24 protein-coding genes and 1 tRNA gene are annotated in these 26,049 nt (G+C 72.1%); 16 read left to right on the top strand and 9 right to left on the bottom strand.

Translation table 11 applies throughout. The features are described from left to right. Positions 1 to 319 precede the first annotated feature (319 nt). Both ABZ780_RS30155 and ABZ780_RS30150 read right to left on the bottom strand, forming a co-directional pair. A complete protein-coding gene (locus ABZ780_RS30155; protein WP_357488208.1) occupies positions 320 to 1,792 on the bottom strand; it encodes an MFS transporter in 1,473 nt (490 codons plus the stop codon). Between the two features lie 55 nt (positions 1,793 to 1,847). Further along, positions 1,848 to 2,084: a hypothetical protein gene (locus ABZ780_RS30150; protein ID WP_357488207.1), complete on the bottom strand. Its 237-nt coding sequence runs from the start codon at positions 2,082 to 2,084 to the stop codon at positions 1,848 to 1,850. A 151-nt stretch (positions 2,085 to 2,235) separates the two neighbouring features. Here ABZ780_RS30150 and ABZ780_RS30145 point away from each other — a divergent pair, with 151 nt between their 5' ends. Continuing rightward, positions 2,236 to 3,393 carry a geranylgeranyl reductase family protein gene (locus tag ABZ780_RS30145; RefSeq protein WP_357488206.1) on the top strand — a complete coding sequence of 386 codons (1,158 nt, stop codon included), beginning with the start codon at positions 2,236 to 2,238 and terminating at the stop codon, positions 3,391 to 3,393. 493 nt (positions 3,394 to 3,886) lie between these two features. Here ABZ780_RS30145 and ABZ780_RS30140 read toward each other — a convergent pair whose 3' ends face one another. After that, positions 3,887 to 5,677: a 5'-nucleotidase C-terminal domain-containing protein gene (locus ABZ780_RS30140; protein ID WP_357488205.1), complete on the bottom strand. Its 1,791-nt coding sequence runs from the start codon at positions 5,675 to 5,677 to the stop codon at positions 3,887 to 3,889. A 163-nt stretch (positions 5,678 to 5,840) separates the two neighbouring features. On the opposite strand from ABZ780_RS30140, the gene ABZ780_RS30135 reads away from it, so the two are divergent. Next, the gene (locus ABZ780_RS30135; RefSeq protein WP_357488204.1) at positions 5,841 to 6,743 is read left to right on the top strand and encodes an SDR family oxidoreductase; all 903 of its coding nucleotides are present in this window, start codon (positions 5,841 to 5,843) and stop codon (positions 6,741 to 6,743) included. A 154-nt stretch (positions 6,744 to 6,897) separates the two neighbouring features. Here the strand turns inward: ABZ780_RS30135 and ABZ780_RS30130 are convergent, their stop codons facing one another. Together ABZ780_RS30130 and ABZ780_RS30125 are read right to left on the bottom strand one after the other, a co-directional pair. Continuing rightward, positions 6,898 to 7,557 (bottom strand): nucleotidyl transferase AbiEii/AbiGii toxin family protein, encoded by a 660-nt coding sequence (locus ABZ780_RS30130; RefSeq protein WP_357488203.1) that lies wholly within the window; start codon positions 7,555 to 7,557, stop codon positions 6,898 to 6,900. Continuing rightward, on the bottom strand, positions 7,554 to 7,895 hold the full coding sequence (locus tag ABZ780_RS30125) for a hypothetical protein (RefSeq protein ID WP_357488202.1): 342 nt from the start codon (positions 7,893 to 7,895) through the stop codon (positions 7,554 to 7,556). Before ABZ780_RS30125 ends, ABZ780_RS30130 begins: the two co-directional genes overlap by 4 nt. Before the next feature lie 1,047 nt (positions 7,896 to 8,942). Here ABZ780_RS30125 and ABZ780_RS30120 point away from each other — a divergent pair. From ABZ780_RS30120 to ABZ780_RS30075, 10 genes are all read left to right on the top strand, one after another. After that, positions 8,943 to 9,527 carry a hypothetical protein gene (locus ABZ780_RS30120; RefSeq protein ID WP_357488201.1) on the top strand — a complete coding sequence of 195 codons (585 nt, stop codon included), beginning with the start codon at positions 8,943 to 8,945 and terminating at the stop codon, positions 9,525 to 9,527. A 579-nt stretch (positions 9,528 to 10,106) separates the two neighbouring features. Continuing rightward, positions 10,107 to 13,379, top strand: a complete 3,273-nt coding sequence (gene fdh / locus ABZ780_RS30115) for a formate dehydrogenase (protein ID WP_357488200.1) — start codon at positions 10,107 to 10,109, stop codon at positions 13,377 to 13,379. Continuing rightward, complete coding sequence (locus tag ABZ780_RS30110; RefSeq protein WP_357488199.1) at positions 13,369 to 14,343, top strand: 4Fe-4S dicluster domain-containing protein; 975 nt, start codon at positions 13,369 to 13,371, stop codon at positions 14,341 to 14,343. Before fdh ends, ABZ780_RS30110 begins: the two co-directional genes overlap by 11 nt. After that, positions 14,340 to 15,512: an NrfD/PsrC family molybdoenzyme membrane anchor subunit gene (nrfD, locus tag ABZ780_RS30105; protein ID WP_357488198.1), complete on the top strand. Its 1,173-nt coding sequence runs from the start codon at positions 14,340 to 14,342 to the stop codon at positions 15,510 to 15,512. Before ABZ780_RS30110 ends, nrfD begins: the two co-directional genes overlap by 4 nt. Positions 15,513 to 15,546: 34 nt before the next feature. After that, a tRNA-Sec gene (locus ABZ780_RS30100) sits at positions 15,547 to 15,642 on the top strand. A gap of 21 nt (positions 15,643 to 15,663) precedes the next feature. Beyond that, positions 15,664 to 16,968 carry an L-seryl-tRNA(Sec) selenium transferase gene (gene selA / locus ABZ780_RS30095; RefSeq protein WP_357000928.1) on the top strand — a complete coding sequence of 435 codons (1,305 nt, stop codon included), beginning with the start codon at positions 15,664 to 15,666 and terminating at the stop codon, positions 16,966 to 16,968. A gap of 1 nt (position 16,969) precedes the next feature. After that, the gene (gene selB, locus ABZ780_RS30090) at positions 16,970 to 18,724 is read left to right on the top strand and encodes a selenocysteine-specific translation elongation factor (protein WP_357488197.1); all 1,755 of its coding nucleotides are present in this window, start codon (positions 16,970 to 16,972) and stop codon (positions 18,722 to 18,724) included. Between the two features lie 69 nt (positions 18,725 to 18,793). Next, positions 18,794 to 18,991: a hypothetical protein gene (locus tag ABZ780_RS30085; protein WP_030327722.1), complete on the top strand. Its 198-nt coding sequence runs from the start codon at positions 18,794 to 18,796 to the stop codon at positions 18,989 to 18,991. A gap of 70 nt (positions 18,992 to 19,061) precedes the next feature. Continuing rightward, positions 19,062 to 20,339, top strand: coding sequence for a hemolysin family protein (locus ABZ780_RS30080; RefSeq protein WP_357488196.1), 1,278 nt, complete (start codon positions 19,062 to 19,064; stop codon positions 20,337 to 20,339). 71 nt (positions 20,340 to 20,410) lie between these two features. Next, entirely contained in the window at positions 20,411 to 20,596 is a 186-nt protein-coding gene (locus ABZ780_RS30075; protein WP_357000937.1) for a hypothetical protein, read from the top strand. A 5-nt stretch (positions 20,597 to 20,601) separates the two neighbouring features. Here the strand turns inward: ABZ780_RS30075 and ABZ780_RS30070 are convergent, their stop codons facing one another. Further along, positions 20,602 to 21,252, bottom strand: coding sequence for a hypothetical protein (locus tag ABZ780_RS30070; RefSeq protein ID WP_357000940.1), 651 nt, complete (start codon positions 21,250 to 21,252; stop codon positions 20,602 to 20,604). A 133-nt stretch (positions 21,253 to 21,385) separates the two neighbouring features. Here ABZ780_RS30070 and ABZ780_RS30065 point away from each other — a divergent pair, with 133 nt between their 5' ends. Continuing rightward, the gene (locus tag ABZ780_RS30065) at positions 21,386 to 21,592 is read left to right on the top strand and encodes a hypothetical protein (RefSeq protein WP_357000943.1); all 207 of its coding nucleotides are present in this window, start codon (positions 21,386 to 21,388) and stop codon (positions 21,590 to 21,592) included. On the opposite strand, the gene ABZ780_RS30060 is transcribed toward ABZ780_RS30065, so the two are convergent. The 3 genes from ABZ780_RS30060 to ABZ780_RS30050 form a co-directional block, all read right to left on the bottom strand. Continuing rightward, complete coding sequence (locus ABZ780_RS30060; protein ID WP_357000946.1) at positions 21,589 to 22,065, bottom strand: hypothetical protein; 477 nt, start codon at positions 22,063 to 22,065, stop codon at positions 21,589 to 21,591. The genes ABZ780_RS30065 and ABZ780_RS30060 overlap by 4 nt on opposite strands. Next, on the bottom strand, positions 22,062 to 22,274 hold the full coding sequence (locus ABZ780_RS30055; RefSeq protein ID WP_053661037.1) for a hypothetical protein: 213 nt from the start codon (positions 22,272 to 22,274) through the stop codon (positions 22,062 to 22,064). Before ABZ780_RS30055 ends, ABZ780_RS30060 begins: the two co-directional genes overlap by 4 nt. A 71-nt stretch (positions 22,275 to 22,345) precedes the next feature. Beyond that, complete coding sequence (locus tag ABZ780_RS30050) at positions 22,346 to 23,230, bottom strand: universal stress protein (RefSeq protein WP_357000949.1); 885 nt, start codon at positions 23,228 to 23,230, stop codon at positions 22,346 to 22,348. A 112-nt stretch (positions 23,231 to 23,342) separates the two neighbouring features. Between ABZ780_RS30050 and ABZ780_RS30045 the strand changes: the two genes are divergently transcribed. From ABZ780_RS30045 to ABZ780_RS30035, 3 genes are all read left to right on the top strand, one after another. Beyond that, the gene (locus ABZ780_RS30045; RefSeq protein ID WP_357000952.1) at positions 23,343 to 24,089 is read left to right on the top strand and encodes an SAM-dependent methyltransferase; all 747 of its coding nucleotides are present in this window, start codon (positions 23,343 to 23,345) and stop codon (positions 24,087 to 24,089) included. Positions 24,090 to 24,160: 71 nt separating this feature from the next. After that, complete coding sequence (locus ABZ780_RS30040; protein ID WP_357000955.1) at positions 24,161 to 25,339, top strand: PP2C family protein-serine/threonine phosphatase; 1,179 nt, start codon at positions 24,161 to 24,163, stop codon at positions 25,337 to 25,339. Positions 25,340 to 25,392: 53 nt separating this feature from the next. Further along, complete coding sequence (locus ABZ780_RS30035; protein ID WP_357002757.1) at positions 25,393 to 25,857, top strand: MarR family transcriptional regulator; 465 nt, start codon at positions 25,393 to 25,395, stop codon at positions 25,855 to 25,857. The last annotated feature ends 192 nt before the right edge of the window (positions 25,858 to 26,049 follow it).

The following is a 26,049-nucleotide window of genomic DNA, read 5'->3' as shown; positions in this document are numbered from 1 at the left end:
GCTGGCCGGCACCCCGAACACGGGGGGCCGGCCAGCGGCATGTCCAGACCCAGGCGCGCCAGCGCCATGACGGGTTCGACGCTGGCCCGGGCAGCCGGTGGCTCCGGGCAGCCGCCGGGACTGGGGTAACGGCAGGCGCGGGGTAACGGCAGGCCCGGGCTAATGGCGGGACCGGGGCAACGCCGGGACCGGGGCAACGGCGCGACCGGGCTGGCGGCGGGAGCGGGCTAATGGCGGGACCGGGGCAGCGGCGGGACCGGGGCAGCGGCGGGACCGGGCTGGCGGCGGGACCGGGGCTGGCGGCGTACCCCTGAGGTTTTCAGGTTTTGGTGTGGTTGCGGCTGCGGAAGATGTCGATCAGCGCGGCGACGAGCGCCAGCGCGATGATTCCGGTGGCGAGCAGGAGGGACATCTCGAAGGCGGTGGCCCAGTTGCCGTGGTTGTCGGCCAGCGAGGAGAAGAACATCGATCCGACGGCGGCGATGCCGGCAGCCGCGCCGATGCGTTGACCGGTCTGGAGCATGCCGGCGCCGCTGCCGGCCTGGGGTACGGGCACCTGGGCGAGGGTGAGGGTCTGGTTGGGGGCGATGACCAGGCCGCTGCCGATGCCGGCGATGAGGAGCGGCCCGGCGGTGACCCACGGTGCGGGGGCGTGCGGCCAGAAGCGTAGCGCCAGCACTGTCGCGGCCAGCCCGAGCACCACGCCGAGCAGGCCGATGGCGACCAGGGGCCGGCCGAAGCGGTTGACGATGCGTCCGCCCAGCGCGGACGCGGCGGCCGACCCGAGGGCGAACGGGGTGATGGCCAGGCCGGCGATGAGCGCGCTGTAGCCGAGGCCGTTCTGCAGGAACAGCGTGAAGATGAAGAAGATCGCGGTGAAGCCACCGAAGTAGACCAGCGCGATGATCGATCCCAGTGTGTACGACTGGAAGGTGAACAGCCGCAGGTCGAAAAGGGGTTCGCGGTGTCGCTCGTACCACCGCTCCCAGAGTCCGAAGGCGACCAGCACCGCCAGGCCGGCGGGGATGAGTGCCCACTTCCAGGGGGTCCGCCACTGCTGCTCCTGCACGAGGGGCAGCAGGACCAGGACCACTCCGACGCCGAGCAGCAGCACCCCGATCGGGTCGAGCCGCCGCCGGCCAGCCCGTCCCGCGGCGCGTTCGGGCAGCAGGCGCCAGCCGAGGATCATCGCGACGATGCCGACGGGTACGTTGACGAAGAAGACCCACCGCCATCCGTGTGCCTCGCCGCCGATGGCGATGAGCAGCCCGCCGAGCAGCGGCCCGATGGCGGTGGAGATGCCGATGGTCGCGCCGAGCAGCCCGAACGGGCGGGCCCTCTCCGGCCCCCGGAACAGTTCCTGGATCAACCCGGTCACCTGCGGGTTGACCACACCGGCGGCGGCGCCCTGGAGTAGCCGGGCGGCGACCAGCCAGGTGGGGGAGGTGGCCAGGCCGGCGAGGGCGCTGGTCGCGGTGAACAGCGCGATGCCCAACACGAACGCGTTGCGCCGGCCCCGGGCGTCACCGAATCGGCCGGCGGGCACGAGGACCAGGCCAAAGGTCAGCGCGTACCCGGACAGGACCCACTGCAGGTCGCTCGGGGAGGCGTGCAGCGCGCGATCGATGGACGGTACCGCGACGTTGACGATGCTCACGTCGAGCAGCGTCATGAACGCGGCGACGAGTCCGACGCCGACGGCCTGCCAGCGCCTGCGGTTCTCCGCCGCGTCGACCGGCTGGGGCGGTTGTGCCGTGCTCATCGTGCCCCCCGCTGACGGTCGATCACGCATTCCTGACCGCTAGCCGGGCCAGCGGGGGGCGAATCGTCGCGGGTGGAGCGACGGGTCACGCCATCTGGCGGGCGCAGAACCGGGGGCCGAAGTCGAGGCCGGCCATCGGCGAGTCCTCGCGGTGCAGCAGGCCCTTCTCGGTGAGCATGTGCAGCGGTTCGTGCACCTGTTCCTCGGTGAGCCCGGACCCTTCGGCGATCAGATCCGGGTAGGGCACCTGGCCGCGTGCTTCGAGGGTGGTGACGGCCTGGTATACCCGTTGCTCGATCTCCGACAGCGGCACCTGCTGCATGATCGCCTCCTTCTCGACCCGTCCGCCTCAGCGCGGACGGTTGCGCCGCGTCGATTACCCCCTGGGTAGCCGAAGATGCCCACCCGATCGGGCGGTCGGCGGCCCGCCGTGCCCGGGTCGGGGGGGCCGGATGGTGCCCTAGGCTGCATCCGTGATCGTCTGGGATCTCGTCGTCGTCGGCGCCGGCCCCGCCGGGCTCTCCGCGGCACACGCCGCCGCCCGTGCCGGCGTCCGCACCCTGGTTGTCGAGCGGGCCGAGCACCCGCGCTACAAGACCTGCGGCGGTGGCCTGATCGGCACCTCGCTGGCGGCCGTGCGGGACCGGATCGAGGTGCCCGCGAACGACCGGGTGGACCGGGTGACGTTCACCCGCGACGGCCGTCGGGAGTTCACCCGTGGCAACGGCAGTCCGGTGCTGACCATGGTGCGCCGCGAGGAGTTCGACGACCGGCTGCGCGCGGCGGCGGTCGCCGCCGGCGCGCAGATGCGGGAGCGGGTCGCGGTCCGCGCGATCGAGCAGGACCCTGAGGGGGTACGCCTGCGGCTGGCCGACGGTACGACCCTCACCGCCCGTGCGGTGATCGGCGCGGACGGCTCCTCAGGGGTGACCGCCCGGCACGTGGGCGTGCGGTACCGGCAGGTGGATCTGGGGCTGGAGTTGGAGGTGCCCGTGCCGCCCGCCGAGCAGGAGCGCTGGCGGGGGCGGCTCCTGTTGGACTGGGGCGCGATGCCCGGCTCCTACGCCTGGGTGTTCCCGAAGGGCGACCGGTTGACCGTCGGCGTGATCGCGGGCCGGGGCGCGGGGGAGGGGACCCGCGCGTACCTGCGGCAGTTCGTGGACCGGTTGGGGCTGACCGGGTTGCCGGCGGAGCACGACTCGGGTCACCTGACCCGGTGCCGCGAGGAGGATTCGCCGTTGCGGAACGGCCGGGTGCTCGTGGTGGGGGACGCGGCCGGGCTGTTGGAGCCGTGGAGCCGCGAGGGCATCAGCTTCGCGCTGCGCTCCGGTGAGTTGGCCGGCGCGGCCGTCGCCGACGGGGAGCTGGCCGGCTACGAGCGGGCGGTCGCCGAGCGACTGGTGCCGTCGATGCGGGCGGGGTTCCGGCTGCTTGACCTGTTCACCCGTCGCCCGGCGGTGTTCCACGCCCTGTTGGCGACCCCGCCGGGGTGGCGGATGTTCGTCCGGTTCTGCCAGGGCCGGGCGAGCTTCGACGAGATGCTGGAACGCCGGCCGATCCGGGCGGCGCTCGCGGTGCTGGAGCGGCTGCCCGAACCTCGCCGGCCGTCGCTCGCCGACGCCCACAGCTGATCCGCCGTATCCCAACGAGCGCTCGCCACCTGGGCCGCGGCGCCCACCAGGAAATCGACGACCGCAAGCAGGCCGGTCTCTGCGACTCCCTGACCGGGGCGACGCGCCTGATCGACCAGCCTTCATCAATCACCCAGGATCCTAGGACGCATTACGCGGGGTGTGCGGCCGCACCCGAACGGCACGCGCAAACCACAGCAACGTGACAGGTGGCACCGGACCGCTCGGCGGCCGGACAATGACGGGGAGCAGGGGAGGCGCCGATGGCCGAGCAGCCGTTCACCGACGACGAGTACGCGTTCCTGCGCCACATCCGGTTCGGATAGTTGCCGCCCGCCGTCCGTCCGGACGAGCGGGTCGCGCTGACCGAAACCGATCCCGGGCGTGACTGCCCGGAGAAGGCCGAGGACCCGGTGCGCTGGAACGTGCAGGGCTGAGAAACACGCGACGGGCCGCGGGTGTCGCCACCCACGGCCCGCCTGTCGTACCGCGGTCAGAAGACCGGCACGCCTTCGCGTACCAGCCACCAGTTGGGCTGGAAGAAGTCGTCCGGGTTGATCGTCCCGTGCTCCTGCGCCCAGTCGATGAGCAACTGGCGGATCTCCTGCTGCGCGTTGTAGACCTGGCTCTTCACGATGCCCGGGAAGTTGCCGCCGCCACTGCGCCGGTAGTTATTCACCGCCACCACGAACTGCGCGTTGTCCGCGACCGGGGTGTCCGTTCCCGGCAGGATCAGCCGGGTGATCCGCTGACCCACCGGCTTGGAGATGTCGATGTCGTAGTCCAGGCCGGAGAAGACGTCGTAGTTGTAGTCCGGTACCGCCGGGTCGCTGATCTGCTCCGGGTCCACCGGGGCGCCCGGGGCGAGGGTGCGGAAGTACTTCGCCGAGTACTCCAGGTACGCGCGCACCTCGGCGCCGCTGAGCACGACCGCTTCGAGGGTGTTGTCGTACACGTACAGCCCGGCCACGTCGCGGATCTTGACGTCGCCAGCGGGGAAAACCGCGGTACGACTGAACGGCGCCGCGATCGACAGCACCGGCAGATCGGCGTACGCGGTGCCGGCCAGCGCCGCCCCCACCACCTCGGTCTGCACGTGGTTGATGAAGTCCAGGATCGGCGTGTCCTTGTACCGCGACTCGGCCGCCGACAACTCCACCGTGGACTGGGCGACCACCTGGTTGACGTACGCCACGGTCTTCTGGTGTTGGGCCCGCACCGCGGCGAGGACCTTCGGGTCCTCGACCACCGTGTTGGAGTTGAGCATGCTGGCGGCCTTCTTGGTGATCGTCCACCGGCCACGCTCACGGGCGAGGGTGAAGTCCATCCGGGTGAGCCGCTGGCCCCACTTCGACGGCTCGGAGAGCAGCACCTGCGCGCCGGTCCGCTCGTTGGTGACGAACCGCTCCACCACCTCGTTGTGGGCGTGACCGAAGAGGATCGCGTCGATCCCCGGCACCTGCTGGGCGATCAGCGCCACCGGGTTCTCGTTCGGCAGCTCCGGGCCGTAGCTGGAGGTGCCGCTGTCGCCGCCGTGCGCGGAGATCAGCACGAGGTCCGCGCCGCGTGCACGCATGACCGGTACCCACTTCGCCGCGGTGGCGATCATGTCGTCGAAGCGCAGCCTGCCCTCGACGTTGCCTCGGTCCCAGATGGCCACGCCGGGGTTGGTGAGGCCGAGAATGCCCACCCGCAGGGTCGGCGCGGCGAAGCCGAGGGAGACCTTCTTGATGACGTACGGCAGGAAGGCCGGCTTGCCGGTCTTCGCGTTGACCGCGTTGGCGGCGAGCGCCGGGAAGCCGAGCTGGCGGATCCACAGGTCCAGCAGCGGCAGGCCGTAGTTGAACTCGTGGTTGCCCAGCGTCACGGCGTCGTAGTCGATGATGTTCATCGCCCGCGCCATCGGATGCTTCACACCGGTCTCGGTGATCGGCTCCTGCTTGGCGTAGTACGTCGCCAGGGGAGTGCCCTGGATGGTGTCGCCGGCGTCGAGCACCAGCGTCGCCTTGCCGCGGCGCTCCCGACGGATCTGGTTGATGAGGGTCGCCAGCTTCGCCACGCCGATGTCGTTCTGCCTGCTGTCGTCGTACTCGGCGTCGCGGTAGTAGTCCCAGTTGTAGACGTTGCCGTGAGTGTCCGACGTGCCCAGCAGGGTGAGGTCCCAGGTGCGGGGCCGGGCCGGGCCGGCCGCCTGCGCGGGGGCGGCGGCGATCAGCGGCGCGCTCGCCGCCGCGGCCGCGGCGGCGAGCACCCGGCGACGCGACGGGCCGGAGGGAGAGGTCATGTCGTGCCCTTCCATGGGGGTCGATGCGCCTCGTGAGCGCCTCGCGCACCATAACCAGCGCCGCTCGCTGCCGCCATGCTCGCCCCGCCGACCCTACGGTTTCCGCAGGCCACCGCAGGGTAGGGCAGTCAGGGACCGAGTCGCGCCGCAGAAGGAGATGTCGGTGAGCACGGACCAGCACACCCAACAGGACCCGACCAACCAGTACGGCCAGCAGTCCGGCCAGCCCGGCCAGCAGCAGACGCCGCCCGGCTCGACTGGCGAGATGACGCCCAAGCCCGACCACGGCGAGGAGTCGTACCGGGGCAGCGGAAAGCTTGACGGCAAGCGGGCGCTGATCACCGGCGGTGACTCGGGGATCGGCCGGGCCGTCGCCATCGCCTTCGCACGCGAGGGCGCGGACGTCCTCATCTCGTACCTGGGCGAGGAGGAGGACGCCGACGCCCGGGAGACCATCCGACTCGTCGAGGACGCCGGGCGGCGGGGCATCGCGGTACGCGGCGACATCACCGACGAGGCACACTGCCAGGACCTGATCGACCGGACCGTACGTGACCTGGGCGGCATCGACATCCTGGTCAACAACGCGGCCTACCAGATGTCGCAGGACAAGGGCATCCTCGGCATCAGCACCGAACAGTTCGACCGGGTGCTCAAAACCAACCTGTACGCGATGTTCTGGCTCTGCAAGGCCGCCGTCCCACACCTGCCCGAGGGGTCGGCGATCATCAACACGGCGTCGATCCAGGCGTTCGACCCGTCGCCGCAGTTGCTGGACTACGCCACCACCAAGGCGGGGATCGCGAACTTCACCAAGGCCCTCGCCGCCGACCTGGCCGAGCAGGGCATCCGGGTCAACGCGGTGGCGCCCGGTCCGATCTGGACGCCCCTGATCCCGGCCACCATGCCGAAGGAGAAGGTCGAGCAGTTCGGCACCGACACCCCGCAGGGCCGGCCTGGTCAGCCGGCGGAACTCGCCCCGGCGTACGTCTTCTTCGCATCCCAGGAGTCCAGCTACGTCACCGGCGAGATCCTTGGGGTCACCGGCGGTCGACCGACCAAGTGATCCGCCGCCGGGTGGGCGTTCCCCGGGTCGTCCGCCCGGCGGCGCGGTGCCCTTTGGTCCGGCGTTGCGGCGTGCGGGTGGCGTAGCGCGTTCCGTTGGTTGGTTAGTCCGCTTCCGCGTCAGTCTCGGTCTCGGGCCTCAGCCGGAGTCGACGTCAGCGTGGCCAGGCGGCGAAGCGCCGCCGGACCTGGGCGACGTCGGCTGCGCCCAGCCCGTAGCGGCCGAAGCGCTGCTCGGACAGTCGGTCCAGGTAACGGCCAGCGGCCCGCACGTCCGCCGGATCCAGGGCCGGGTCGACCTGCCGGGCCAGCACCAGCAACTCCGTCACGTCGTAGTGCTCCAGGGCGGCTGCCACGTCGATGAAGTCACGGACCTCCCGCCTGTTGACCAACGCCGCGATCTTGTTGGCGACCAGGTCGCGGACGTCCATCACCGGGCCGAGGTCCATCACCACCGGGCTCTGCTGCCGGTCGAGCCGGGCCAGGCTGAGCCGGATCTGCCGCCCGTCACGGCTCACCACGAAATCCTTCATGTCCTGGTCGTACCCGTCGAACAGTTCGTCCAGCTCACTGTCCGGGTCGGCGTCGGTGACGGTGAACCCGGCGCGCTCGAGCGCCACGCGTACTCCGTTGGAGGCGGCCGCGGCGGCACCCTCCACGTCGGCGAAGAGGTCCACGTCTTCCGTCGGGCGGGCGACCAACCCGTGCGCGGCCCAGGCCACCCCGCCACCCAACACGAACCGGTGCGGCCCGGCGGCGGTCAGCGCGACTCGGGCCACCTCCCGGTAGAACTCGTGCAGGTGTGGCGCGATCACGCCGCGCGCAGGCCGCGGTGCCGGCTCTCCCACGCCAGGCGTACGCCTCGCGGCAGGTTGAGCAGCCGCCACACCCGGCGCAATGTCCGCCCGTTGATCAGGACGCGCAGGTCCTCAGCGCGGGTGGTCTCCCGGAGCACGTTTTCGTACATCCAGAGCAGTTGGTCCGGGTCGCCCAGGTCGAAGGTGCGCTCGGCGTTCCACATCAACCGCACCGGCAGCTCCACCACGCCCCGGGTGGGACCGGCAAGCTCGGAGAGCGTCCGCGCCACCACGGCAGGGCGACCCGGACGGGCCAGGAAGGCCACGCCGGTCGCGGTGGGGGAAACGGCCTGCATGGTGTCAGGGTAACGCCCGCCCGAGCCGGTGTCGCTCACCGCGCACCTACCGCCTCGGATCGGCTCCTCGTCGTGCCCGAGTTGCCGGGGCGGCATGTGGCTGATACCGCCCGGGCGGTGCGTGGTTGTCGCTGAGGTTGGCGGGCTGTGGCGGGTTTGTCGTGAATGGGGCCGGCTTCGCCGTGTCCGTCTCTGGACCGGTCACGCGTGTTGTGCGGCCCTGGGTCGTTCGTCGGACGATTGCTGCCGACCCGTGTCGGACGATGCTGCCGACCGTGTCGGGACGATGCCGCCGACCGTGCGCTGGGCACAGGCCGACCCGCGCGCTGGGTCGGGTGTTCGGGCGGCCCGGGTTGGGGTGTGTTTGGGCGGCGTGGTCTGGGGCGTTTGGGTGATTTTCTGCAGATCGCGGGCGTAAATGTCCCCCGTCCGCGCACCGCGCCCAGCGCCCAGCGGCGGCAAGGCGGGTTGATCGACTCGACATCGCCGATATCGGGGTATCCCGGTGCCGTTGATACACCGATATCGGCGATGTCGAGTCGATCATCCCCGAGCGGCCGGTCTGGTCGGTCGAGCCATGCCAGCCTGGGTGAAATGTCGCTCGTGGGTGGTTGCTGGGTGTGACCGGTGGCATCCTGAGGCTGGAATCGTGGCGGCCCCGGACGGGTTACATACCCTGACGATCGCAGTACCACCGGCCGCCGGCCCGCCCCGCACCGGCCCCGCACCCGGGTTGGAATGCCAGGCCCGGCCCGGTCGTTACAACCCCCACGACCGACCGCACCGGCTCGACGGGCCGCCGGAATGACTCCGGCCCTCGGGTCGTTACAACCCCCACGATCGAGGTTCGACGTGTGGATGGGCCGCCCCCGGAATGACCCCGGCCCCCCGGGTCGTTACATCTGGACCCGGCGCCACGAGGCCCCGCCCGTAGGCCGCCGAACCCCAAGACTTTCCCCGTTTGTGCAGCGCCGGACGAGGTGCTCACACCCGCGCCACCGTCCCCCCTTGGTGGTCGGGTGTCCTTACCCCCGAAGGAGCTAACCCATGAACACGATTATTCGTAAGAGTGTGCTGTCTGTTGCTGGTCTCGCGTTCGCCGGTGGCGTCTTCGCCGGCCCGATCGCCCACGCCGCCACCCCGGTGGATGCCAAGCCGGCAGCGGTCGCCGTGCAGGCTGACAAGCCCGACACCGCCAAGCTGATCCCGCACGGCGTGCAGGGCGCCCAGTCGCACATCTCCCTCAACGACGAGCAGACCGCGAACGTGAAGGCGATCATCGCCGCGACGAAGAAGGCTGGCCTGCCGGAGCGGGCCGCGGTGATCTCGATCGCGACGAGTCTGCAGGAGTCGAAGCTGGAGAACCTGGGTCACCTCGGTGACCGTAACGACCACGACTCGCAGGGCCTGTTCCAGCAGCGCCCGTCCAGTGGTTGGGGTACGCCGGAGCAGATCACCGACCCCGACTACTCCACCACCGCCTTCCTCAAGGGTCTGAAGCAGGTTGACGGTTGGCAGGACATGCCGCTGACCGACGCCGCGCAGACCGTGCAGGTCTCGGCGTACCCGGACGCCTACGCCCAGTGGGAGCAGCAGGCCGCCGATCTGGTCGGCCAGTACTGGAACAGCTGACCCCCGCACCACGAGAGAACCGCTGGCCGGCACCCCCACCACGGGGCGCCGGCCAGCGGCATATCCAGACCCAGACGCGCGCCATGACGGGGTTCGACGCACTGGTGTGGGTCGGGTTGGCGCGTGACGCGTTGTTGGTTGGTGCGGTAGGTGGATGGCCTGCCGCACCTGACGTTGGTCGCAGATCTTGGACAGTTTCCGTTAACCGGGCCCGCGCCCCGCTAACGGAAACTGTCCAAGATCTCGTGGCGACGCGGGGCTTGGGCGATGAGGGGCCGCAATGCGGTGCGGTCGGCGGGGTGGGGGAACAAGGTGGGGCGCTTGGTGGTTGTGGACGAGTGTCGGTGTGACTCAGTGTCCCCGGGCCTCACCTAATATCGCCGTCGCGGAATACCGTCAGGCTGGAGCCGCGTCGCGCCACTCGCCGAGAGGCGACCTGCACACCGACACCAGCGCCGCCCCCGACCCACCCGGTCGAGGGCGGCGCTGTCTGTGCCCAGCTGCTGAAACCCTGGTTCGCGAAGATGGCTCGTCTGACTTATGTTCATGAGGTCGCTCGCGTGGGAGGGGGTGTCGGAGATGGGTCTGCGGACGTTCATCGAGGGTTGGCCGGTTTATCGGCAGCTCACCGGCACCGATCCGCTCGGCCGGGGTGCCGCGGCGCAGTCCGCCCGTTCGGCGGGGCTGACCGCCCGCACCGAGACCGCCGACAGTGTCGCGCGGTCCGTGTGCCCGTACTGCGCGGTGGGTTGTGGTCAGCGGGTGTTCGTCAAGGACGGGCAGGTCACGCAGATCGAGGGCGATCCGGACAGCCCGATCTCGCGGGGTCGGCTCTGTCCGAAGGGCTCGGCGAGTAAGAGCCTGGTGACCAGTCCACTGCGGCAGACGAAGGTCCGCTACCGCCGGCCGTACTCGACGCAGTGGGAAGACCTGGAGCTCGACACCGCGCTCGACATGATCGCCGACCGGGTGCTCGCCGCACGCGAGCAGACCTGGGAGGACGTCGACACGCAGGGCCGGCCGCTCAACCGGACGCTGGGGATCTCCAGCCTGGGTGGGGCGACGCTGGACAACGAGGAGAACTACCTCATCAAGAAGTTGTTCACCGCGATGGGGGCACTCCAGATCGAGAACCAGGCCCGTATTTGACACTCCGCCACCGTCCCCGGTCTGGGGGCCAGCTTCGGTCGTGGCGGTGCGACGGATTTCCAGCAGGACATCGCCAACGCTGACGTCATCGTCATTCAGGGTTCGAACATGGCCGAGGCGCATCCGGTGGGTTTCCAGTGGGTGATGGAGGCCAAGCGTCGTGGTGCGAAGGTGTTCCATGTCGACCCGCGGTTAACTCGGACGAGTGCGGTGGCTGATGCGTACCTGCCGATCCGGGCGGGCACGGACATCGCGCTGCTCGGCGGGGTGGTGCGCTACATCCTGGACAACGAGTTGGACTTCCGGGAGTACGTGCTGTCGTACACGAACGCGGCCACGATCGTCAGTGACCAGTTCAGCGACACCGAGGACGGCGACGGGTTTTTCTCCGGCTTCGACCCGGAGACCGGAAGCTACGTGCAGGACAGCTGGCAGTACGCGGGGAGCGAGGATTCCTCGGGCAGCGGCCACACGGCCAAGGAGCGCGACACCGCGGCCGGGTTGGAGCACGAGTCGCACGGCGCGCCGGTGGGCGGGCAGACCCAGCGCGACGAGACGTTGCAGCACCCGCGCTGCGTCTACCAGATCCTCAAGCGGCACTTCGCCCGCTACACCCCGGAGATGGTGGAGCGGGTCTGCGGCATCCCCCAGGACCAGTTCCTGGAGCTGGCCCAGGCGTGGACGCGGAACTCCGGCCGGGACCGCACCGGCATGCTGATCTACTCGGTCGGCTGGACGCAGCACAGCGTGGGCGTGCAGTACATCCGGACCGGCGCGATCATCCAGCTCCTGCTGGGCAACATGGGCCGCCCCGGCGGTGGGGTCATGGCGCTGCGCGGGCACGCCAGCATCCAGGGCTCCACCGACATCCCGACGCTGTTCAACCTGCTGCCGGGCTATCTCCCGATGCCGCACCACGCCGACCACCCCACCTTCGACGAATGGGTGGACAGCATCCGCCACCCCGGCCAGAAGGGCTTCTGGGGCAACGCCGGGTCGTTCGCCGCCAGCCTGCTCAAGGCGTACTGGGGCGACGCGGCGACACCGGAGAACGACTTCTGCTACGGCTACCTGCCTCGCCTGACCGGCGATCACGGCACGTACCAGCAGGTGTTGAGCATGATCGACGGGAAGATCAAGGGGTACTTCCTGCTCGGCCAGAACCCGGCGGTCGGCTCGGCGCACGGGCGGGCACAGCGGCTCGGGATGGCCAACCTGGACTGGTTGGTGGTCCGGGACCTGTTCATGATCGAGAGCGCGACGTTCTGGCAGAACGGCCCCGAGGTGGCCACCGGGGAAATCGTTCCGGAGGAGTGCCGCACAGAGGTGTTCCTCCTGCCCGCCGCCTCACACGTGGAGAAGGAGGGCACGTTCACCCAGACCCAACGCTTGTTGCAGTGGCGGGAGAAGGCTGTCGAACCGCCGGGCGACGCCCGCTCCGAGCTGTGGTTCTTCTACCACCTCGGCCGCAAGCTACGGGAGAAGCTGGCCGACTCGCGGTTGCCACGCGACCGGGCGTTGCTCGACCTCACCTGGGACTATCCCACGCACGGTCCGCACGACGAGCCGAGCGCCGAGGCGGTCCTGCGCGAGATCAACGGGTACGACGTGGCGACCGGCCGCCCGCTGTCCACGTTCGCCGATGCCCGCGACGATGGCTCCACCGCGATCGGCTGCTGGATTTACACGGGTGTCTACGCCGACGGCGTCAACCAGGCGGCCCGCCGCAAGTCCCGCCACGAGCAGGACTGGGTGGCTGCCGAGTGGGGCTGGGCGTGGCCGGCGAACCGGCGGATCCTCTACAACCGCGCCTCCGCCGACCCGGACGGAAATCCGTGGAGCGAACGTAAGAAGTACGTCTGGTGGGACCCGGATAAGGGCGAGTGGACCGGCTACGACGTGCCGGACTTCGAGAAGACCAAACCGCCGTCGTACCGGCCGCCGCCCGGTGCCTCCGGGCCGGAGGGCATCGCCGGTGACGATCCGTTCGTCATGCAGGGTGACGGCAAGGGCTGGTTGTACGCGCCCAGCGGCGTCCTGGACGGGCCGCTGCCGACGCACTACGAGCCGGTCGAGTCGCCGGTGCGCAACCCGCTGTACCGCCAGCAGGCGAACCCGACCCGCAAGTCGTACGCGCACCCGGTGAACTCGGTGAACCCGAGCCCGCCGGAGGAACACAGCCGCGTCTTCCCGTACGTCTTCACGGTCAGCCGGCTCACCGAGCACCACACGGCCGGCGGGATGAGCCGTACCGTGTCGCCGCTGGCCGAGTTGCAGCCGGAGATGTTCGTGGAGGTGTCGCCGGAGTTGGCGGTCGAGCGTGGCCTCACCCATCTCGACTGGGCGCATCTGGTGACTGCCCGCGCGGCCATCGAGGCGAAGGTGCTGGTGACCGATCGGCTCACCCCGCTGCGCGTGGACGGCCGGGTGATTCACCAGGTCTGGTTGCCGTACCACTTCGGTTTCGAAGGTCTGGTCACCGGTGACTCGGCCAACGACCTGTTCGGCATCAGCCTCGACCCGAACGTGCTGATCCAGGAGAGCAAGGTCGGCACCTGCGACGTGCGGCCCGGCCGTCGCCCGCGAGGACAACACCTGCTGGACCTGGTCGCCGACTACCAGCGCCGGGCCGGGATCACCGCGGGCGGGCACGCGCCGGCCGTCACCACGGACAGCGATGGGGAGGGACACGGTGCTTCCTGACCCGAACAGCCTGTACGGGCCGCTTGACCCGGCGCCTGACGCCGGCTATGTGGACGCGCCGCCGCGGATGGGGTTCTTCACCGACACCAGCGTCTGCATCGGCTGCAAGGCGTGCGAGGTGGCCTGCAAGGAGTGGAACCTGGTCCCGGAGAGCGGCCTGGACCTGCTGGGCATGTCGTACGACAACACGGGTGCCCTGACCGCGAACTCGTGGCGCCACGTCGCGTTCATCGAGCAGCCCCGCCCGGCTGGGCAGCACCCGCCGTCGGCGGACGTGCTCGGCGAGCCGGTGAGCGCCGGCCCGCAGCGGTCGGTCGACGCGGGCGCGGGACCGCAGTTCCTGGGGATGCCGGGGGCGCAGCCGCCGGGTCGGGGTACCGGTGCGGAGGGGCGCAGTGATTTCCGGTGGTTGATGATGTCGGATGTGTGTAAGCACTGCACTCATGCGGCGTGTCTGGATGTGTGTCCGACGGGTTCGTTGTTTCGGACCGAGTTCGGGACGGTGGTGGTGCAGGAGGACATCTGTAATGGGTGTGGTTACTGCATTTCGGCGTGTCCGTATGGGGTGATTGATCAGCGTAAGGGTGATGGTCGGGCGTGGAAGTGCACGCTCTGTTATGACCGGTTGGGTGCGGGGATGACGCCGGCGTGTGCGCAGGCGTGTCCGACGGAGTCGATTCAGTACGGGCCCCTCGATGAGTTGCGGGAGCGGGCTGCGACGAGGGTCGCCACGCTGCATGAGCGGGGGGTGCCTGAGGCGCGGTTGTATGGGCATGACCCGAACGACGGTGTCGGTGGGGATGGGGCGTTCTTCCTGCTGTTGGATGAGCCGGAGGTGTATGGGTTGCCGCCGGATCCGGTGGTGACCACGCGGGACCTGCCGGCGATGTGGAAACGCGCCGGCCTCGCCGCACTGGCCATGGCGGCGGCAACCGTCGTCGCTTTCGTCGGGAGAAACTCGTGAGTCCACACCGCCCCCCGGTGGGCGACCTGTTCCGCCGCTTCCGCGACCGCCTCGCCGCCGAGAACGCCGACCGTCTCGCGGCCGAGAGCACCGACCGCGCGGACACGCCCACGGACCCGGCTCCATCGCCACCCGGGGCCGCCCGACCCACCGCCCGAGGTTCCGGCCGGCAGGGCGGTCGGCGCGGTGGCCGGCGCGGTGGCGGCGAGGAACTGCGGGTGCCGGAGGCCGAGTTCACCTCGTACTACGGCCGGCCGATCCTGAAGGCGCCGGTCTGGAAGTGGGACATCGCCGCGTACCTGTTCACCGGAGGTCTGGCCGCCGGTTCGTCGCTGCTCGCCGCCGGAGGGCAGGTCACAGGCCGGCCGACGCTGCGCCGTGCCGGTCGGGTCACCGCCCTGACCGCCGTGACCGCCAGCGCCGTGTTCCTGATCAGGGATCTGGGTCGGCCGGCGCGGTTCCACCACATGCTGCGGGTGGCCAAGCCGACCTCGCCCATGTCGGTGGGCACCTGGATCCTCACCGCGTACGGGCCGGCCGCCGGGGTCGCCGCGATCGCCGAGGGCGCCGGTCTGCTGCCTCGGCGTGGGCTGCTCGGGCTGGCCCGCCGGGCGTTGCCACCGGTCGGGCACGCGGCTGGGCTGCTCGCCGCCGCCACGGCACCGGCGCTGGCCACGTACACCGGGGTGTTGCTCGCCGACACGGCGGTGCCGTCGTGGCATGAGGCGTACCCCGAGTTGCCGATCGTCTTCGCGGGCAGCGCCCTGGCCAGCGGCGCCGGCGTGGGTCTGCTCGCCGCGCCGCCCGCCGAGGCCGGGCCGGCCCGGCGGATGGCGGTGGCCGGCGCGGCCCTGGAGTTGTACGGCGCACATCGGGTGGAGACCCGGCTCGGGCTGCTCAGTGAGCCCTATCGGCGGGGTCGGCCCGGTCGGCTGCTGCGCGCCGGCCGGTGGCTGACCGCCGCCGGGGTCACCGGGGCGCTGCTCGGCCGACGCAGCAGGACGGTCGGCGCGCTCTCTGGGGCCGCGTTGCTGGGCGCGTCGGTCGCCACCCGGTTCGGCATCTTCTACGGCGGTGTCGCGTCGGCCCGCGACCCGCGCTACACGGTCGTGCCGCAACGCGAGCGGGTGAACGCCCGGCGGGCCGGGGCGGATCTGCCGGCTGACTGAGCGCCCACGTCGGCGTTGTGATCGAATGGCCGACGGAGGCGTTCAGGCGGCTGGTGCCCCTCCCGGTCTTCAAAACCGGTGTGGTCCGGGACCCGGGCCAGGCGGGTTCGATTCCCGTCCGTCTCCGCCAACATGGGCAGGAGATGACGCGATGCGCGACGGTGCGGTGGATCCGCGACGCCGGGTGCCTCGCACCGACACGTTGCTGGCCGATCCGCAGTTGGCCGCGGCCACCTCGACCCTTGGCCGGGATCGGGTCAAGGCGCTCGTCGTCCGGACGCAGGAGCGGGCCCGCCGAGGCGAGATCAGGCCCGACGAGGTTCGGGACGCGGCGGTCGCGGCGTTGCCGGCGCCGAGCCCCCGCGCGGTGCTGAACGCGACCGGCGTGGTGCTGCACACCAACCTGGGTCGGGCGGCACTGTCGACCACCGCTGTCGCCGCCGTCGTGGCCGCCGCCGGTCACACCGACGTGGAGTTGGACCTGAGCACCGGGCGACGTGCTCGCCGCGGCCGGGACGCGCTCGCCGCGCTCGCCGCCGCCGTGCCCGACGCGGGCGCCGTACACGTGGTCAACAACGGCGCCGCCGCGCTGGTGTTGGCCGCCACCGCGTTGGCCGCCGGCCGGGAGATCGTCGTCAGCAGGGGCGAGCTGGTCGAGATCGGGGACGGCTTCCGCCTGCCCGACCTGCTGGAGAGCACCGGCGCCCGGCTGCGGGAGGTGGGCACCACCAACCGCACCACCCTCGCCGACTACGCCGCCGTGCTCGGCCCGCAGACCGGCTTCGTGCTCAAGGTGCACCCGTCGAACTTCCAGGTCACCGGCTTCACCTCGGCCACGCCGGTGCGGCAACTGGCCACGCTGGGCGTGCCGGTGGTCGCCGACATCGGCTCCGGTCTGCTCACCCCGGATCCGTTGCTGCCCGACGAACCGGACGCGGCCACCACCCTGCGCGCCGGCGCGGCGCTTGTCACCGCGAGTGGTGACAAGTTGCTCGGTGGGCCGCAGGCAGGGCTGCTGCTCGGCGACGTCGAGCTGATCGACCGGCTGCGCCGCCATCCGCTGGCCCGGGCGCTGCGCGTGGACAAGCTCACCCTGGCCGCGCTCGCCGCCACCCTGCACCAGCCGGACACCCCCACCCGGGCGGCGCTGCACGCCGACCCGGGTGCCCTGCGCCGCCGGGTGGAGCGGCTCCGTGACCGGCTCGGCGCGGACGGCCGCAAGGCGGAGGTGGTGCCGGCCGTCGCGGTGGTCGGCGGCGGGGGCGCCCCCGGCGTGGAGTTGGACTCGTGGGCGTTGAGCCTGCCCGAGCGGTACGCGGCGCCGCTGCGCACCGGAGACCAGCCGATCCTCGGCCGGGTGGTGCGGGGTCGACTCCTGCTCGACCTGCGCTGTGTGCCCGCCGACGCCGACGAGGCCGTCCGAGCGGCCGTGCTCCGGGTGCCCGGGGACGACTGACGTGTTCGTCGTCGCCACCGCCGGGCACGTGGACCACGGCAAGTCGACCCTGGTCCGGGCGTTGACGGGGATGGAACCGGACCGGTGGGCCGAGGAACGCCGCCGGGGAATGACCATCGACCTCGGCTTCGCCTGGACGACGCTGCCGTCGGGCGGCACCATCGCCTTCGTCGACGTGCCCGGTCACGAGCGGTTCGTGCCGAACATGCTCGCCGGGATCGGCCCGGTGCCCGCCGCGCTGATCGTGGTCGCCGCCGACGAGGGGTGGATGCCGCAGTCCGCCGAGCACCTGGCCGCGCTCGACGCGCTCGGCGTCGGGTACGGCCTGCTGGCGGTGACCCGCGCCGACCTGGCCGATCCGGGGCCGGCGACGGCCCAGGCCCGTGCCGAGATCGCCGCGAGCAGCCTCGGCGCGGTGGAGGCGGTGGCGGTCAGCGGTCTGACCGGCGCCGGCCTGCCGGAGCTGCGCACCGCCCTGGACCGGCTCGCCGCCGGGCTGCCGGCGCCCGCCGTGGACGATCCGGTCCGGCTCTGGGTGGACCGCAGCTTCACCGTGCGCGGCAGCGGCACCGTGGTCACCGGCACCCTCGGCGCCGGTCGCCTCCGGGTGGGCGACGAGTTGGAGTTGGCCGACACGCAGGAGACGGTCCGGGTCCGTGGCCTGCACTCGCTGGGTGAGGCCCGACCGGAGGCCGCGGCCGTCGCCCGGGTGGCGGTCAACCTGCGGGGTACGTCCCGCGACCGGATCGGCCGAGGCGACGCGCTGCTCACCCCGGGCCGGTTCCACCGCACCGACGTCGTCGACGTCCGGCTCACCGGCGACCCGGCCGCCGACCTGCCGGCCACCCTCACCCTGCACGTCGGGTCGGCGGCGGTGCCGGTGCGGGTTCGGCCGCTCGGCGTGGACACCGTCCGGCTCCGGCTGGCCCGGCCGTTGCCGCTGCTGGTCGGCGACCGGGCGCTGCTGCGCGATCCGGGTCGACATCACGTCTCCGGTGGCGTACGCGTGCTCGACGTCGCGCCACCACCGCTGGCCCGAAGAGGTGCCGCCGCGGCCCGCGCGCAGGTCCTCGCCGACCTGGACGGTCGACCCGACCTGGCCGGGGAACTGCGCCGCCGTCGACTGATCCGTGCCGGCACGCTCATCCGGATGGGTGTGCCGGCACACGTCGCGCCCGTGGCCGGTGACTGGCTGGCCGACCCCGCGCACTGGCGGCGGCTCGGCGACCAGGTGACCGAGGAGGTCGCCCGTTACGCCCGGGAACACCCGCTGGAGCCCGGGATGCCTGTGGACGTGCTGCGTCAGCGCCTGGCACTGCCCGACCGGGTGCTGGTCGAGGCCCTGATTCGGCCGCCGCTGCGCGTCCACGCGGGTCGGGTTGGTGCGGCGGGTGTGGCCGATCTGCCCGAGCCGGTGGCCCGGGCCGTGCAGCGGGTCCGCGACGAGTACGGCGACCGGCCGTTCCGTGCCCCCGAGGCGGACCACCTCGTCGACCTGGGCCTGGGTCCCCGGGAGATCGGAGCCGCCGTGCGCGCCGGGGCTCTCCTGCGACTGGCCGACAACGTGGTGCTGCTGCCCGACGCGCTCGACGACGCGGTCCGGGTGTTGGCCGGGCTGCCCCAGCCGTTCACCCTGTCGGCGGCCCGGCAGGCGCTTGACACCACCCGCCGGGTGGCGGTGCCACTGCTGGAGTTGCTGGACCGCCGGGGCGCCACCCGCCGACTGCCCGACGACGCCCGGATCGTCGTGACCTGAGCGCTCGTGCGCGCGGTGGTGTCGGGCCAATGGCCTCCCAGGTCAGCGGCGGTCACCTACGGTGACGCCATGGACCCTTCGGCGGTCTGGCGGGACCGGCAGCACCGGTGGCGGATCGAGGCGTACCGCGCGCCGGACCTGCGGTTCGCCATCTACGCGACAAACGGCCCCACCGAGTCGGTTCCGCTGTGGCTGTTCGGCATGTCGGCGCTGGCCCGGTGGCTGATGACGCACGCCATCTCGCTGGACGACCTGGAGGTCGACTGAGCGCCGGAAACCGGACCGGGGCCGGGTCCGCTGCGGTTGAGTGACCTGAGGCGGCGGACGGGGGTGCGCGATGGGCGGCCAGCTCGGGCAGGTGGCGCTGGTGGCCGTGCTGGTGCTGATCAACGCGGCGCTCTCCGGCAGCGAGATGGCCCTGGTGACGCTGCGCGAGGGGCAGCTGCGGCGGCTGGGGCGGCGAACCCGTGCCGGCGACCGGTTGGTGCGGCTCGCCCGCGACCCGAACCGCTACCTGGCCACCATCCAGCTCGGCATCACCCTGGCCGGGTTTCTCGCCTCGGCGGCAGCCGCCGTGTCGCTGGCCCAGCCGCTCGTCGCCCCGCTGGGCTTCCTCGGCGCGGCGGCCCGTCCCGCCGCGGTCCTGCTGGTGACGGTGGCGCTGACCTTCGTCACGTTGGTGTTCGGTGAGTTGGCGCCGAAGCGGCTGGCCATGCAGCGGGCGGAGCGCTGGGCGCTGCTCAGCGCCGGGCCGCTGGACCTGCTCGCCCGGGTGTCCCGGCCGGCGGTCTGGCTGCTCAGTTGGGCCACCGACCTGGTGGTCCGGCTCGCCGGCGGCGACCCACGGGCCAGCCGGGAGGAGATGAGCGAGGAGGAACTGCGCGAGATGCTGGTCAGTCAGCGCGGCCTGTCGGCGCAGCAGCGGGAGATCCTCAGCGGCGCGTTCGACATCGCCGGCCGGACACTGCGCGAGATCCTGGTGGCGCGGCGGGAGGTGACCACGTTGCCGGGCGACCTGGCCGTCGACGAGGGTGTGCGTCGGCTCGCCGCCGCGGGCCGGTCCCGTGCGCCGGTGACCGGCCCTGGTGGGCTGGACGACGTGAGCGGCGTGGTCCACATCCGCGACCTGGTGCGGGCTGGCACGGGCACGGTGGGGGAGTGGTGCCGGTCGCCGCTGCTGCTGCCGGTCACCCTGCCGGTCGCCGACGCGCTGCGGCAGTTGCGCCAGGAACACCAGCAACTGGCCCTGGTCGTCGACGAGCACGGCGGCATCGACGGCATCGTCACCCTGGAGGACCTGCTGGCCGAGGTGGTCGGCGAGTTGTACGACGAGACCGACCGCGACGTGCGCGGCGCGACCCGGGAGCCGGACGGGTCGCTGCTGGTGCCCGGTGACTTCCCGCTGCACGACCTGCCCGACCTGGGGGTGCGGCTGAGCTTTCCACTGTCCCGGGAGTACACCACGGTGGCCGGGCTGGTGTTGGCGCGGCTGGGTCACCTGCCGAGTGAGCCGGGTGAGACGCTGCGGCTGCCCGGGTTGACCATCGAGGTGGTGGAGGTCGCCGACCGGGCGGTGCGGCGGGTACGGCTGCGGGGGTTCGCCACCGACCGGTGACCGTCGCCCGAACGGGGGTTGATCCGCCCAAAACATCCCGAAGTGACGTCGCGCCGCCTAGCGTGCGGTATGTGAAGGACCGAGGGTTTCGCAAGTTCGTCGCCGTGCTCGCCGGCCTCGCGGTGATCTACTTCGGCACCGCCGGCCGCAGCCCCGAGGAGGGCCGTGGCATCTCCGGCGGCTTGGTCGTCCTGGCGCTGCTCGCCGCGCTGCTGGTGTGGCACCTGACCCGCCCGGGTGACAAGACGGTCAAGTGAGCGCCTCACCGGGCGGCGACCCGGGTGACCTCACCGGCGGACTCCTCGCCGAGCGCCACCCGGACCAGCGCCGAGGCCAGGCGACCGAAGTCCGGGCCGTCGACCAGCCCGGCCAGCCGATCCGGTGAGCCCGGCAGACCCAGCCGCTTCGCGCCGGCCAGCGCACGCCGGTCGGCGTACGGGCGCAGGTCGGACCAGACCGTCTGGGCCTCGCGCAGGTAGATGTCCGCGCCGGTGGGCCCGATGCCGGGAAACTCGGTGAGCCGGCGACGCAGCCCGGCCGGATCGCCCTGAGCCTCCCGGTGCAGCCTGCGCAGGTCGCCGTGCCAGCGGTCCAGGCACAGTCGGGCGCCGGTGCCCAGCATGGTGGCGGTCCGCTCGTCGTAGCGGCGGTAGTGACCCCGGCCCAGCGCGTCGACCCGCTGCTGCCAACTGGCCGCCTCCATCGCCTGCGGGGTGCGGTAGCCGGCCGCGAACAGCTCCCGCGCGGCGTCGACGGCCACGCACGCCCGGATCCGGGTGCTCAGCAGGGTGGCCAGCACCAGCAGTTGGTACAGCGGCCCGGGTCGGTCGGAGAGCCGGATCCCGGCCTCCTCCGCGTACGTGTTGCCACGCCGGTCCAGCAGGACCCGCACCACCGCTCGATCGTCGCCCACGCCCGGTGCGTACCCGCCGGGAGGGCGAGTAGCCCTCCCGGCGGCCGGCGGGGCCGGAATGGCGCCGGGTCGGGCGGGTATGCGTGCGGTGGAGGCGGTCGATACCGCCCGCCCTACCTGGAGGGAGACACCCGTGGTCAACCCGCAGCAGGAGGAGTTCCGGCGCAACGCCAAGGGAGCAACCAGTCAGGACAGCAAGGGGCCCCAGCCGACCGGGCACCCGCTCAACCGTGGTTCGTCGCGCGGGGACGCCGGTCGGCCGGTGCCCAAGGGCCAGGTGTCGCCGTACGGCCCGGCGGGTGAGCCGGTCGCCGAGGACGACAGCGACACCCGGGCCTAACGGTCGCGACCTGACGGCCGCCGCAACCTGTTCCAGGTGGCGGCGGCCGTCAGCCCGTACGCCAGGTGCGGAATGATGTCGGAGATCCAGTCGGAGCGCCCCCACGTCCGCGGGTTGCTGATGCCCAGCGCGGTGATCGACCCGTCGGTCATCGCCATGACGCCGGCGCCGAGCACGCCGCTGGCCATCGGCAGCGGCTGCCGCCGTCCGCCCGCGTAGAGCGCGAACGCCATGCCGGCGGCGATGCCCAGCCCATAGCCGATCAGCGGCCCGAGCCCCGAGCGGCGGGTCGCCGCCCGGGGCCCCGACCCCAGGTCCACGTGCGCGATGTCGGCCAGCCGACCGACGGTCTGCTCCGCTGTGGTGCTCGCCGGCCGTGCCCGCAGGGCGATGTCCAGATAGCCGACCACGTTCAGCGCGGTGCTGCCGACCGCGCCCGCGATGGCGCCGTCGGCCAGGTCGACCCTCCTCACTTCGGGTCGCCCGGTTCGCGCTCACCCTTGGGGCCGTAGGTGCGCTCGCCGCGCACGACGCCCCGCTGGCCGCGATCCTCCTGGAGGATCTTGTTGGCGACCTGGTTGGCCTTGCCGTCGGGCACCCGCCGTCCGGAGTCGTCGATCGCGTTGCGCAACCGCGCCCGCTGCTTGTCGTACGCGTTGCTTCCCGGCCGTGGTCCTGGCATCTGCTGCCTCCTTCGTCGCCGTTGGCATACCGCGGCCGTCTACCCGTCTCGCGGCGGGCCAACCCCGGGTATCAGCGCGGGGCGCGGAGCACGGCGACGGGGCAGTGCGCGTGGTGCAGCACCGACTGGCTCACCGACCCCAGCAGCAACCCGGTCACCTCGCCGCGGCCCTGCCCGCCGACGACGACCAGTTGGGCCGAGCGGGACGCCTCGGCGAGCACGGCGCCGGCACGGCCGTGTGTGGCCCGCCAGGTCAGCCGCAGCCCGGGGTGGTCCTCGACCAGCCCGGACAGCCACCCGGTGAGCATCCGCTCCTGCTCGGTGTGCAGGCCGGTCTCGTCGTACACCAGGGGTTGCATGTCGCCGGGGCCGCTGCTGCCCGGATGCCGGTAGGCGTGCACCGCGTGCAGCGGCACGCCGCGCGTCACGGCGGTCTCGGCGGCGAACTCCGCGGCGAGCCGGGACGCCGCCGAGCCGTCCATCCCCACCAGCACCGGCTCGTCGGGGCGGTGCGGGTCGCCGCGGGCCACCAGCACCGGGCAGTCGGCGTACGCGGCGACCTGCACCGCAACCGAGCCGACGATCAGCGCGGAGAAACCGCCCAGCCCCCGGTCGCCGAGCACGATGAGCGCCGCGGTGGGGGATTCGCCCACCAGCACCGCGGCGGCCTCGCCGTCGATGATCTCGCCGGAGATCGACAGGCCGGGCACGGCAGCCTCGGCCTCGGCCACCGCGGCGGCGACCAGTTCCTCGGCCTGGTGGCGCAGCCCGCCGCCGGGCGGCGCGTCCGGCGCGGGGGAGACCGGCACGTGCAGCAGCGGCCAGATGAACCCGTGTACGACCCGCAGTGGCCGGTGCCGACGGGCGGCCTCCATGGCGGCGAGACGCACCGCGCGCAGGGACGGCTCCGAGCCGTCCACGCCGACCACCACCGCCGCGCTGTTCGCCGAGTTCACCGCGCACCTCCCGCCGGGCCAGTATCGCGGGCGGGGCGAGTCGGCGGAGCGATACCGCCCAGCGGGTCCGGGTCGGTACGCTGGGCGGTGATCGCCGGAGGGAGCGTCGTCGATGGGTGAACCGGCCGAGCCGAGCACCGCCCGCATGATCGACTTTTGGTTGGGCGGGGAGCATCATTTCCCGGTCGACGTGGCCGCCGCCAACGCCTTCGAGCAGGCGTACGGGCCATGTGCGCCGGTCTTTCGCGAGCTGCGGGCCTTTCTCGGGCGGGCGGTCCGGGCGATCGCCGAGCAGGGCGTGGACGGTTTCCTGGTCTTCGGCGCGGGGGTGCCCACGATGGGCAACGTGCACGAGGTCGCCGAGGACGCCACCGTGCTCTACACCGACGTGGATCCGGTCACCATCCGGCTGGGGCAGCGCATCCTCGCCGGCAGCGACCGGGCCGGCTACGGGTACGGCGACGCCACCGACATCGGCACCATCGACCCGGCCCAGCTGCACCGCTTCGTGCCGGGCTGGGGGCGGCGGCCGGTCGGGGTTGTCTTCCTGGGTCTCGCCGCGTTCCTCGACGACGACACCCTGACCCGCACCCTCGACGAGTTGTACGCGGCGGCGGCGCCGGGCAGTCTGCTGGCGGTGGATTTCGACACCGAGGAGCTGGCCGGGCATCCTCAGGCGCTGGCGATGATGGGGCCGGCGTTCCGGATGCGCCCGCCGGCGGCGTTCCCGGCACTGCTGGGGCGGTGGACGCCGACGTCGGACGGGATCGTCCCGGTCAACCGGTGGCGGCCGGACGGCCCGCCGGCCGAGGTGCCGGACGCGTTCCACGGGGTGCTGGCCACGCGCGACGCCGACTGACCCGCGCCGACCGGTGGTCCGGCGGCGTCCGTATGATGCTTGCCCTACAGCAAGTTTCTGGAGGAGCAAGCATGGTGGACGCGCCGGACGTGGTGTCGCGGGCGCTGCGTGAGGCGCCGCCGGACCAGTTGGCGGAAGCCGCGGACCGGGCGATCCGCGCAGCGCTGGGCGCCGTGCGCACCGACGTGTTCGTCGCCGACTACCGGATCAGCGGGCTCTGGCCGGTGCTGGATCCGGACCTGCCGGCGGCCGGCTTCCTGGCGTGCCACACCGTGGCGCAGCGCTGCTTCAGCAGTCAGCAACCGGTGCGCGACAACGCCGACGGCGGCGCGTGCCGGCTCTACCTGCCGCTGACGGTGTGGGGGGAGCGGCTCGGCGTGCTGCTCATCGAGCTGCCGGCCGTGCCCGGCCCTGCCGTCACGGGTCGCGCCACCGACATCGCCGGCGACCTGGCGGTGGCGCTGCGGGCCGCGGACCGGGAGACCGACCGTTACCGGCGGGTCCGCCGACGCGAGCGGCTCAGCATGGCTGCCGAGATGCAGTGGGACCTGCTGCCGGGTCGCAGTGTGGCGCACCGCGCGTTTCACCTGGCCGGTCAGCTGGAGCCGGCGTACACGGTGGGTGGCGACCACTTCGACTGGTCGTTGGACGGTGACCGGCTCACCCTGACGGTGCTCAACGGCGAGGGCAACGGGTTGGCGGCGTCGCTGCTGACCTCGGTCACGGTGAACGCGATGCGCAACGCGCGGCGCTCCGGCGGTGGTCTCGTGGAGCAGGCGGAACTGGCGTCGGACACGGTCTTCTACCAGCACCGGGGTCGCCGGCACGTGGCCACCTTGCTGCTGGAGTTGGACATCCGGACGGGGCTGACGCGGGCGGTCGACGCCGGCTCGCCGCGCATGCTGCGGATGCGCGGCGCGACGGTCGAGCCGATGGAGCTGGAGCAGCAGTTGCCGCTGGGCATGTTCGCCGAGACCCGCTACGAGCTGCAGGAGTTCCAGCTCGCGCCGGGTGAGCGGGTCTTCGTCGTCAGTGACGGGGTGTGGGCCGCGGAGCCGGCGGGCCGGGAGCCGTACGGTCAGCGGGTGATGGCGCGTTCCCTGCGTGCCACGCGGTTGCAGCCAGCGACGGAGGCGGTTGGTACGGTGATGCGCGAACTGCACGCCTATCACGCGGATTCCGATTTGCGCGACGACGCCGTCGTGGTCTGCCTGGATTGGCATGGTCCGCGCGAGCGGGACGGCGCATGAGGATCGCCGCCGCGTCGGGCGGGCACCAGCGCGACGACGGCAGGGGACATCGGGTGGAGCGACCTGAGGATCTCGCCTCGGCGATCGACGCGGCCGCCGAGACGTTGATCGCCGTACTGGACTCGGCGGCGTCGCGGCATCCGGTGCCGCCGACCCAGCTGCGGGTGCTGACGCTGATCAGCAGCCGGCCGGAGACCAATGTCAACGGGTTGGCCGAGCTGCTGGATGTGGTGCCCTCGTCGGCCAGCCGGCTCTGTGACCGGCTGGAGGCGACAGGTCTGCTGCGCCGGGTCGCCGATCCGCGGGACCGGCGGGAGGTGCGGCTGGTGCCGACGGCCGCCGCGCAGACCCTGCTGCTGGAGTTGGCTGAGCGGCGACAGCACGCGGTGCAGGTCGTGTTGGATCGGATGCCGCCTCGGATGCAGCACGACCTGTTGCAGGCGCTGCGTGCCTTCGCCCGGGCGGCGACCCAGACGGTGCCGGAGCAGCAGACCGAGTCGGCCGTGCAGACGGCCTGAGGCACCACACCCCTCCACTAGTATCCTAGGACGCCCTACGCGTGGTGACCCACGCCACAATGCAGCAACGCCGCACCGACCCACGCGTAACGGCACCCCTGGCCCGGACGCGAGCCCGATATAGTGGCAGCGCACTTACCCGGCCCGTGATCATCGATCGCGGGCCGCGTCAGGGAAGAGGTCCCGTCCCGG

The organism is Micromonospora sp. NPDC047467, from assembly GCF_040643095.1.
In the GTDB taxonomy this organism is placed as follows: Bacteria; Actinomycetota; Actinomycetes; order Mycobacteriales; family Micromonosporaceae; genus Micromonospora.
The sequence above is the reverse complement of the archived record's forward strand: the minus strand, read 5'-3'. Positions and strand labels throughout refer to the sequence as shown.

What these genes read in the sequence shown, in the direction of transcription:
- ABZ780_RS30155 (WP_357488208.1), bottom strand. Translation starts at nt 1,792, where the DNA reads ATGCGTGATCGACCGTCAGCGGGGGGCACGATGAGCACGGCACAACCG.
- ABZ780_RS30150 (WP_357488207.1), bottom strand. Translation starts at nt 2,084, where the DNA reads ATGCAGCAGGTGCCGCTGTCGGAGATCGAGCAACGGGTATACCAGGCC.
- ABZ780_RS30140 (WP_357488205.1), bottom strand. Translation starts at nt 5,677, where the DNA reads ATGACCTCTCCCTCCGGCCCGTCGCGTCGCCGGGTGCTCGCCGCCGCG.
- ABZ780_RS30125 (WP_357488202.1), bottom strand. Translation starts at nt 7,895, where the DNA reads ATGCAGGCCGTTTCCCCCACCGCGACCGGCGTGGCCTTCCTGGCCCGT.
- ABZ780_RS30120 (WP_357488201.1), top strand. Translation starts at nt 8,943, where the DNA reads ATGAACACGATTATTCGTAAGAGTGTGCTGTCTGTTGCTGGTCTCGCG.
- selA (WP_357000928.1), top strand. Translation starts at nt 15,664, where the DNA reads ATGCGCGACGGTGCGGTGGATCCGCGACGCCGGGTGCCTCGCACCGAC.
- ABZ780_RS30085 (WP_030327722.1), top strand. Translation starts at nt 18,794, where the DNA reads ATGGACCCTTCGGCGGTCTGGCGGGACCGGCAGCACCGGTGGCGGATC.
- ABZ780_RS30080 (WP_357488196.1), top strand. Translation starts at nt 19,062, where the DNA reads ATGGGCGGCCAGCTCGGGCAGGTGGCGCTGGTGGCCGTGCTGGTGCTG.
- ABZ780_RS30055 (WP_053661037.1), bottom strand. Translation starts at nt 22,274, where the DNA reads ATGCCAGGACCACGGCCGGGAAGCAACGCGTACGACAAGCAGCGGGCG.
- ABZ780_RS30045 (WP_357000952.1), top strand. Translation starts at nt 23,343, where the DNA reads ATGGGTGAACCGGCCGAGCCGAGCACCGCCCGCATGATCGACTTTTGG.
- ABZ780_RS30040 (WP_357000955.1), top strand. Translation starts at nt 24,161, where the DNA reads ATGGTGGACGCGCCGGACGTGGTGTCGCGGGCGCTGCGTGAGGCGCCG.